Source organism: uncultured Campylobacter sp., from assembly GCF_938018035.1.
In the GTDB taxonomy this organism is placed as follows: domain Bacteria; phylum Campylobacterota; class Campylobacteria; order Campylobacterales; family Campylobacteraceae; genus Campylobacter_B.
Genome location: NZ_CALIJF010000376.1, coordinates 1 through 9,421, shown reverse-complemented (window position 1 = coordinate 9,421; position 9,421 = coordinate 1). Strand labels below are relative to the sequence as shown.

Here is a 9,421-nt window from a genome sequence, read left to right as displayed (position 1 = left end):
ATTTTTCCTTTAAACCGAGCATTATGCGACCCGCCGCTTCGCCGCGAGCGAAGTAATCCCTCAGGCTGTTATAACCGCTAAAGCCCGTTATTTTATGATATAGATCGTATAAAAATAACCGCGCGGCGACGAAGGTCCAGTTCGGGCGATCCACGTCGATCTTCTCGACTGCGGTTTTGATGAGGGTTTGCTGGATCTCTTCGGTGGTGATCATATCTCGAAACTGGATCTTTGCGTCCACCTCAAGCTCGCTAAGGCTTACGTTTTCCAGCCCCTCCACTGCCTCGCTCGTGTATTTTTTGATCTTGCTTACGTCAAGTTCCTCGGTTCTGCCGTTGCGTTTGATTACTTTCATATCGTTCCTTGAAATTTAAAAATGCAAATTTAGCGTTAGTTTCCCAATATAAAATACGTCGTCAAAAGAGGCGGCATAATAAATGCCTCAAATCCGCCGTCTTTTAAATTTACGCTAGCTGCGCTGCAAAAGCGCGCATTATAGCCAAAATTGCTTAAGTCTATCTGTCATTATTTTGGCTTATAGATTTTAAAATTTAACGAAGTGGGCGGAAACAATGCGGTAAAATTCGAGTGGAATTTTATGGCGCCGCTGCGGAATTCTGCAGGTAAAAATTTGCGCGGAGTTTTGCGAAATTCTGCGCCGAAAAAGTAAGAAACAAAAAGGGCTTCGCGAGCGGATTTAAAATTTTGCTCGCAAAGCTTAAAAATTTAATTGTGCGGTAGCGGGATAGGCTTTCCGTTTAAGATCATAGAGTTGCTTGCCTTATCGAAGCTAAACTCCATCTTAACTCCATCTCCATCAGGCTTAAGAAACTGCGAGCCGTAAACTTCCGCCATCGGCGCAAAATCGCGCAAGCTGTCATAAGGCGATAGGAAGTCCGTGATGCTCGTATTTATCGTAGCTTTGCCGTCCAAGCTCATGCGCTTAAAAAGCTGCGTCTCGTCGATGTAGCCGCCTACTAGCGCGCTTGCGTTAAAAGCAAATTTCTTACCGAGGCTATTTTCAAACGAAAAATCATTCACGTTGATTTTCATATCATCTTTTAGCAGCTTCATAAAAAGCTCTTTATTTTCCGCTAATTTTTCGCCTTCTTGCGGATTTGAGATAACAGACAGATATTTTTCGAAAAGTGCGGCGCTAAAGCTGGTATCGACGCCTAAATGGATGTTTCGCACTAGCACATCGGCGATCTTTAAGCTTTGGGCTTTATCGCTTTCGTTGAAATTTAAAATTCCATCTTTTACGCGGTAGCTACCTTCCGTGCTCATATCCGTAACTACGACGAAGCGCTGCTTATCTACAGTTACGACGAGCTCTTTTGTGCTGCCTGCAAAATCTATGTCATTCAAAAAGAGCTTGGTTATATTGTCGTCTAGATCTTGGATGCCGTTTTTAAAGTTTGCCTCATAGATAAGATCCTTTATATCAAGACCCGAATCCTTGCCGTCGTCTATAAAAATTTCACCGATTTTAAAGCCCAAGGCTTTTATCGTTTTGCCGCTCATATCGCTCGTGCCGTTTAGGCTAAGGCCTGCAAGACGTCCTATTCCGCCATCTTCGAGCACATTTATATCGGCTAGCTTTGCGCTAAATTTAACCTCTGTAGGTCCGTAGTTTAGATGCGTGCTAAGCGGCGCGTCAGTCTTAAACAGCTTCTTGCAAGGTTCTGCGTAATATGGCGTCTTAATCGTTAAAATTCCGTCGCTCTCAAATCCATCCGCAGCGTTTTTTACGCTATGCTTGATAGTGTAGTCGTAGCGAAAAGCAAAATCCTCCGGGAAAATTTTAGCAGGATCTGGCTCGTCCGTATCGTTGCTATCTTGCGCGCCTGCTTTTTCCTTTAGCTTGCTAAAGCCCTCAGCAAGGCTTTTTTGTAGTTTCTCTTTTTTTACTACGCCCTCGATAAAGCCGCTTGAGTTGCTATCTCCCGGATAAAATTTAGCGCTTTTAGTCTCGAAAATTTCGTTTCTAGCGATAAATTCCGCAATCTGCTGCTCAATCGCCGCGCTGGCACTCTTGCCGACCGCACCGTCAACCGTTTTGGTTATGCTATCGTTTACACTTTTAGCTACGCCCGTTTTAGCGTCCTTTGTCGCTACAAAGACGCCCACTACAAGCGCTACGATGACCACTAAAGCCGCGATGATCTTTTTCATCATCTCTCCTTTAAATTTAAAATTTATTTGGGTCGTATTTTGCCGTAAATTTCTAAAATTTTCAAATTCTAGCTTAGTGTGCTTTAACCTAAAAGAAGTTATAATCGCGGCATTAATATCAAAATTTTAGGAAAACTTATGGCAAAACAAACGAAATATATTTTCGTCACCGGCGGAGTGCTGAGCTCGCTGGGTAAGGGCATTGCGGCGGCGTCGATCGCGACGCTTTTAAAGCACGCGGGGCTTAAAGTGCGCATATTAAAGGCGGATCCTTATATCAACGTCGATCCCGGCACCATGAGCCCGCTGGAGCACGGAGAGGTTTTCGTCACCGACGACGGCGCGGAGACCGATCTGGATCTTGGACATTACGAGCGGTTCTTGGATGAAAATTTAAGCCAAGATAACAACTTCACCACGGGCAAAGTTTACAGCTCCGTCATCGAAAAGGAGCGCAGGGGCGATTATCTGGGCAAGACGATCCAGGTGATCCCCCACATCGTAGGCGAGATCGTGCGCCGCATAAAAAAGGCGGGCGAGGGCAACGACGTGCTGATCGTCGAGATCGGCGGCACCGTGGGCGACATCGAGGGATTGCCGTTTTTAGAGGCGATCCGCGCGATGAGAGTGGAGCTGGGTAGAGTAAATACGATGAATATCCACCTCACGCTCGTGCCTTTCATCAAGGTAGCGGGCGAGCTCAAAACTAAGCCCACGCAGCATAGCGTAGGCGAGCTACGCCGCATAGGTATCAGTCCCGATATGATAATCTGCCGCTCCGAAATGCCGCTAAATCGCGCGCTTAAAGATAAGATCGCGCTAAGCTGCGGCGTGGATAAAAACTGCGTCATCGAAAGCCCCGATAGCGCGAGCATCTATCAGATCCCGCTTGCGTTTTTGAAGCAGGATATTTTAACGCCGATCGCGGAGACTTTAAGCTTAAATAAGCTCGAAGTCGATATGAGCAACTGGGACAGCCTCGTTAAGCGCGTCATCGTGCCTACGAACGAAACCACGATCGCCTTCGTCGGCAAATATATCGATCTAAAAGAAAGCTACAAATCCCTCACCGAGGGGATCATCCACGCGGGCGCTACGCTTGATACGCGGATAAGCTTAAAGTGGGTAGATAGCGAAAAAATTGAAGCAAGCAATGTGGATGAAATTTTCCGCGACGTAAACGGAATTTTGGTCGCGGGCGGCTTCGGCTCGCGCGGGATAGAGGGTAAAATTTTAGCCATAAACTACGCGCGGGTGCATAAGGTGCCGTTTTTGGGCATCTGCCTGGGGATGCAGCTTGCGATGGTGGAGTTTGCGCGCAATGTCTTAAAACTAAAAAACGCTAACTCCTCGGAATTTGACCCGCAGACCGAAGATCCGGTGATCTACCTCATTGATAGCTTCATCGACGCAAGCGGCAAAAAGCAGATCCGCACGCACAAATCCCCTATGGGCGGCACTATGCGGCTGGGCGGCTATGACTGCGACGTCAAAAAAGGCTCGCTTTTGGGTAAAATTTACGGCGAGCAAAAGACCATCCGCGAGCGCCACCGCCACCGCTACGAAGCCAATCCGAAGTACCGCGCCGATTTTGAAAAGCACGGGCTTATCGTCTGCGGCGAGAGCGACGGGCTTATCGAAGCGGTCGAGCTAAAAAACCATCCGTTTTTTCTGGGCGTGCAGTTTCACCCGGAATTTACCAGCCGTCTAGTGCGCCCAAATCCCGCTATTTTGGGCTTTATCGAAGCATCTATAAAAAATGCTAGGTAAAAATGAGATAAGGGAAATTCTAAAATCGAGATTTGCGAACGATCGGCATACTAAAATTTCTGAAATTCCCTTACCCTGCGATCTGAAAGATACCTATAAGGCGGCTTTGCGCATAAAAACTGCCATCGAAGAAAACCAGCGCATAGCCGTAGTCGGCGATTACGATGTCGACGGTATCGTAAGCACCGTCATAATGAGCGATTTTTTCAATCAAATAGGCGCGGAGTACGTCATTAAGATCCCGAACCGCTTCACCGACGGATACGGGCTAAACAGCGAGATTATTGAAGAGCTTGAGGACGTAGATCTCATCATTACCGTAGATAACGGCACCTCCGCGACGGAAGCTGCCGAAATTTGCGCTCAAAAGGGGATCGATCTCATCATCACAGATCACCACATGCCCCCACCCGTGCTGCCGCGCGCTTATGCGATAATCAATCCGAAGCAGCCTGATTGCACCTTCCCAAATATCGAAATTTGCGGCGCACAGGTGGCGTGGTATCTCGTGGGCGCGCTAAAAGAAACCCTCGGCGTAAACTACGATATGGCAAGCTCGATGGATATCCTCATCATCGCCATAATCGCCGATATGATGGAGCTGCGCGATATGAACCGCGCGCTTTTGCGTTTCGGCATCAAGCGGCTAAATAGCTCGAACCGCGCCTGCTTCAAGGCGATTAAGGAGCATTATTTTAAAAAACACTTCGAATTCGACGATATTAGCTACACGATCGCGCCGCTAATCAACTGCACGGGGCGGATGGACGATGCTACGATGTCGTATAACTTCCTATGCGCCAAAAATATCAGAGAGGCAAACCACTACCTAGAGACGATAAATTCGATCAACAACTCGCGCAAAGAGGAGGAGAAAAGCCTCTACGACGAGATCGTAAAAAGCGTCGATCCGAGCGACAACGTCATCGTCGTGTGGGGTCCGCAGTGGCACGAAGGGATCATCGGCATCGTCGCAAGCCGCCTAAGCAAGACCTACAAAAAGCCCGCGATCGTCTTTAGCGTAAGTGACTCACGCGCCAAAGGAAGCGCGCGCAGCATCGGTAAATTTGACATTTTAGAGCTGATCTCTTCGCAAAGCGAAATTTTAACGACCTTCGGCGGACACAAGGGCGCTGCGGGCGTGGGGATCGATCCTGCGCTACTTCAGGAGTTTAAGCGGCGCGTAAATGAGCGTATAACGCCTAAGGATCTGAGCGATTTTAGCGCGCAAGACGATCTGCTGGGCGAGCTGGACGCGTCGCAGATAGACTTCGAGCTGCTTGAAATTTTAGAATTTTACGAGCCCTACGGGCAGAAAAATCCGCGCCCGCTCTTTTGCATCAAAGGCGCCCGCGCCCGCAATATCAGAGAGATCGGTAAGGAGGGCAAGCATATCAAAATGGCGCTTGACAAAAACGGAGGCAGCGTCGAGGCGCTGTTTTTCAACTACGACTTTTTGCCGCGCGCGGGCGAGCGGGTCGACGTGATCTTTACGATTAGCAAAAACAACTTCCGCGGCACGATCACGCCCGAGCTAATTATCAAGGAGCTAAGCCCGAGCGAAAGCTAAATTTTAAAATTTAGGCCGACTTGGCGTGCATTTCGCGCATGGCACGGACTTTAAATTTAACGCACGATCTGTGCATTCAAGCGCGCAGTTTTCGGGCTCAGCTCAGTTTGCGCACTCGGCGGGTTTACCCTACTACAGCGCTCGTCTGCTCTAATCGCCCGATATGTATTGCGCGCCCGGCGCATTGCCCTATTACAGCGCCTATCTGCTCGACTAGCTTGGCGCGCATTTGCATGCTCTACGCATATTAAGTGCTCGGCGCGACTTTGAAATCTAACGCGCGAGCTATGGATTTGACTTGCGATGCGAGCTCAAGCGCGCGATTTCTGGGCTCGGCGCGGTGCGCAAACGCGATGCGTTATTTTCAGCTCCCGCACGGTTTGCAAAACAGACGAAATTCTTGGGCGCGGTAAAAGCAAAATTTAAACGTTTTTGAAATTTTAAAATTTTGCGAAGGCAAGCGGGAACGGTCTGAAGCAGACATAAGGGCCCTGCAAATGGAATTTCGGATAAAATTTTATGAAGTGGCGGGCGGGCTAAATTTTAAAATTTGACCCGCCCTTAAGCTTAGAGGCTAAAAAACCACTACTAAAAACCACTTAAACGGCACCGGCGCGAAGATCGCGTGCGGCAAGCCCGCAGGCATGACGATGCTTTGCCCCGCTTTTACGCGGTGCTTCTGCCCGTCGATCGTGAAATCGCCCTCGCCCTCAAGCACGTAAACGAACGCGTCGCCGTCGGATTTGTGCGAGCTGATCTCCTCGCCGCCGTCGAAGGCGAAAAGCGTCATATTCAGCGCAGCATTTTGCGCGAGGGTGCGCGAAATCACCTTATGAGGGGCCACTTCGACTAGCGAAGCAAGCTCTACGGCCTTAGCGGCGTCGATATTTTTGATGTGTTGCATAAGCTCTCCTTGAAATGAAATTTGATCGATTTTAGCTAAAATTTGGCAAGCCCGCTTTGATGATTATCAATCCGGATCCGCGCTGAAAGGATTTTTCAGAAAGATCGGAACGAAATTTATCAGATATAGCGCGACCGCGGCGATGAAAAGCGCCGAGGGGATCATCACGTACAAAACAAAGCTCTCGCCCGCAAAAACGGCTCTTAAGGCCCCCGCGCTCAGAGCCAAAACGAGCGCCGCGCGGCTTAGGCGCGGGAAGTTTAGCGGCGAAATTCCGCTGTGGCGCTGGCCGGCGATCATTCCTACAAAAAGTATCGCTCCGTAGATATAGCAGATCGCGATGACGTGCAGCGGCGCGGCAGCGTACCCCCCGCGGATCAGCACCGCGCCCAGCCACAGGTATCCCGCTGCGCACGCAGCCTGCAACGCGTAGTAAAACGCCATATAGTGGCGGCTTAGAATTTCGGCGTAGTGCAGCTCGCGAAGCTTCGCCAAAAACAAAAATCCGATGCCAAGCGCGATAAATCCGCACGTCGCCTCGCTTAAAAATGGCGTCGCGAGCGCCAAAGCGAAGGCGAGGAAAGCGGCTAAATTTTTGTAGATAAAATTTGGAATAAAAACGGCGTCCTTCAGCCCGCCCTCTCTTAGCGCTTCGTTGCCGATGACGACGCTTATGCGGTAGCTTACGACGGCGATTGCCGCGACGTTGATATGCACGAAGCTAAGCAAAAACTTCTCATCCCCGCTCGCGCCGTAGGCCGCAGAGCAGGCGCAAAACGCCGCAAGGACCGCCAGAATGCTAAAATTATTCGAGTTTTTATCCAGCCACAAAAGCCATGCCGCAAAGATGAAAAATACCGCCCAAAACAGCCCCGTAATCGCTGCTGCAAGCCGTAAATTTAAAAAGCTCGCGATAAAAGCTGCGATCAGGCAGGCGGCAAAAGCAAGCGAAACGGGCTTTAGCGAGCCCTCGAAGTTCGTCCAATCTGGCAGTGCGGTAAGCAAAAACGCCGCGTAGATGCACGAAGGCGCCAAAAACAGAAAGTAAAACTTATGAGCGCTCACGTAATCGATCGCCAGCGCATCGGGCGCTAAAAAGCTAAGCGCGCCCAGCGCCGCAAAAAAGCAGGCGCAAAGAACGAAAGCGCGCATCGGATGGGAGAAAAAATTCCTAGCGCGCTCATCTTTAAATTTAGGCGCGTAAAAGCCCAGCTCTTGCCGCTGCGCCGGGCACGGCTCGGAATTTTTGAGCTCCTGCGGCGAAACGGGCTCTGCTTGATTTTGCATGGAATTAGCCTTAAAATTCCGATCGGAATTTTTAGAGCTCTGCGAGAAGGTTTGAACAGAACTCGGCTCGGCACTTCCGCCGTTTTGTGAGAAATCCCACGCGAAATTTTGATTTTTAAAGCTTTGCGGGCGGGCGGGTTTGGAGTTTTGACTTTGATCGGAGCTTTTAACGCTTTGCAAGAAGCTTAGCGGTAAATTCCGTTCGGAATTTTTAATGTTCTGCGAGAAACTCGGTTTAGAATTTGGCTCGGCGCTTCTGCTGATTTGCGAAAAATCCTGAGTAGAATTTTGATTTTTAAGACTTTGCGTAGGCTCTGCCTCTAAATTTCGATCGGAATTTTTAGCGCTTCGCGGGAATTTCGGCTCAAAATTTCGGTCCGAATTTCCGAAGCCTTGCATAAACCCGGCTTCCTTGTCGCAGGCGGAATTACAAAAATTTTGTATAAAATTTAAAGCGGAAATTTTACAATTTTGCACGGGCTCGGCTTCCAAACCCCGGTCAAAATTTTTAAAATTTTGTGTAAAATCCGAGGCACAAACTTTAGAATTTTGCGCAAATTCGCAATTTCTGTATCCGAGGCCAGGTCCACACGGCGCACCGACCTCGCTCTCAAAGCAAGAGCTACGCGGCGCGAGAATTTTACTTTCAGAGCATAGTCTGCGCAGCATACAGCTCTCGCGCCCAAAACTCGTCAAATTGCGCGGATCGGCGCTCTTGTCGGCACCTTCGCCTGCGCGGATTTGCTTTTTTAAATTTGTAAATTGCATCGCGGTGAAGTTAAATTTCCTCAAATTTACGGAGCCGAAATTCTTAAAATCGCGCGCGTCGTGTAAATTTAAAAAATTCCGCACCGCACAAAAGGTGCCTAGAGTGGGATTTTGCTCGCCACCTAGCCCGCTTGCATCGCAAAACAGCGAGCGGTAGGTGCTCAAAACGGCTTTCTGAGCGCTGAACTGCGCGCTCAATCCGCATGCATCAAAACCGCAACGCGAAAAGGCGTCTTGGTTCGCGCCAAATTTGCAGTATAAATGGAGGTCCCGCTTCGTGCCAACGCGCCGTAAGCAAATGCCTGCATTGAAATTGCGCTGTGAGCGGACGCTCATACTAGATTGCAAACGATCGTTCGTGCTAGAGCTGCGTCGCAAATGACCGATCGCGCTGGGGTTGCGGCGTGAGTGGACATCTCGGTTCGCGTCAACGCGCCGTAAACAAGCGCCCACGCTAGAGCTATACCGCGAGTAAGTACTTTCGTTAGAGCCGCAGTATGTATCGCTGCTAAATTTCGTCGAATTTTGTGCTACAAAATCGCAGCACACTGCGCCGTTCAAAAGCACGCTCACGTTATAATCGCAGTTCGCACGGCTGTGCAGTTCGTATTTCGGTGTGATAAAACCGCAGCGCCCTGTATTCTGTGAGAGGCTGTGTCTGCCTGCGCCGACAGCGCGACATCCAGTACTTTGTAAGAACCCATGCCTGCGTGCGCCTAGATAGTCGCAGCTAGCGCCTGGCAGCCCGTATCTGCCCACGCCCGGATCGCAATATGTACCAAAACCTCGCTCGTCCGTGCCTAGGCCGCAACGTAAGTTTAAATTTCGTGCGGAACCTCCCTGTTTGCGCGCATTAAAGATAAAATTTCTATTCATAATAGCTTACTCCCCCAAACTGCTCGCTTACCACGCGCTCTTCGTACCGCTCGTCGCGCGCGCTTAGCGGC

The 9,421-nt window shown here is 49.6% G+C and carries 6 protein-coding genes; 2 read left to right on the top strand and 4 right to left on the bottom strand.

Annotated features, from left to right (window positions below; all coding sequences use genetic code 11):
* On the bottom strand, nucleotides 1-355 hold a 355-nt coding region (locus Q0257_RS11375), incomplete at its 3' end, for an ATP cone domain-containing protein (RefSeq protein WP_298024900.1).
* Nucleotides 356-726: 371 nt separating this feature from the next.
* Nucleotides 727-2,175, bottom strand: coding sequence for a DUF945 family protein (locus Q0257_RS11370; protein WP_298024898.1), 1,449 nt, complete (start codon nucleotides 2,173-2,175; stop codon nucleotides 727-729).
* Between the two features lie 138 nt (nucleotides 2,176-2,313).
* On the opposite strand from Q0257_RS11370, the gene Q0257_RS11365 reads away from it, so the two are divergent.
* Together Q0257_RS11365 and recJ are read left to right on the top strand one after the other, a co-directional pair.
* A complete protein-coding gene (locus tag Q0257_RS11365) occupies nucleotides 2,314-3,945 on the top strand; it encodes a CTP synthase (protein ID WP_298024896.1) in 1,632 nt (543 codons plus the stop codon).
* Entirely contained in the window at nucleotides 3,935-5,515 is a 1,581-nt protein-coding gene (recJ, locus tag Q0257_RS11360; protein WP_298024894.1) for a single-stranded-DNA-specific exonuclease RecJ, read from the top strand. Before Q0257_RS11365 ends, recJ begins: the two co-directional genes overlap by 11 nt.
* A gap of 574 nt (nucleotides 5,516-6,089) precedes the next feature.
* Here recJ and Q0257_RS11355 read toward each other — a convergent pair.
* Together Q0257_RS11355 and Q0257_RS11350 are read right to left on the bottom strand one after the other, a co-directional pair.
* Entirely contained in the window at nucleotides 6,090-6,419 is a 330-nt protein-coding gene (locus Q0257_RS11355; RefSeq protein ID WP_298024892.1) for a cupin domain-containing protein, read from the bottom strand.
* A gap of 66 nt (nucleotides 6,420-6,485) precedes the next feature.
* A complete protein-coding gene (locus Q0257_RS11350; RefSeq protein ID WP_298024890.1) occupies nucleotides 6,486-9,350 on the bottom strand; it encodes an NnrS family protein in 2,865 nt (954 codons plus the stop codon).
* Between the last annotated feature and the right edge of the window lie 71 nt (nucleotides 9,351-9,421).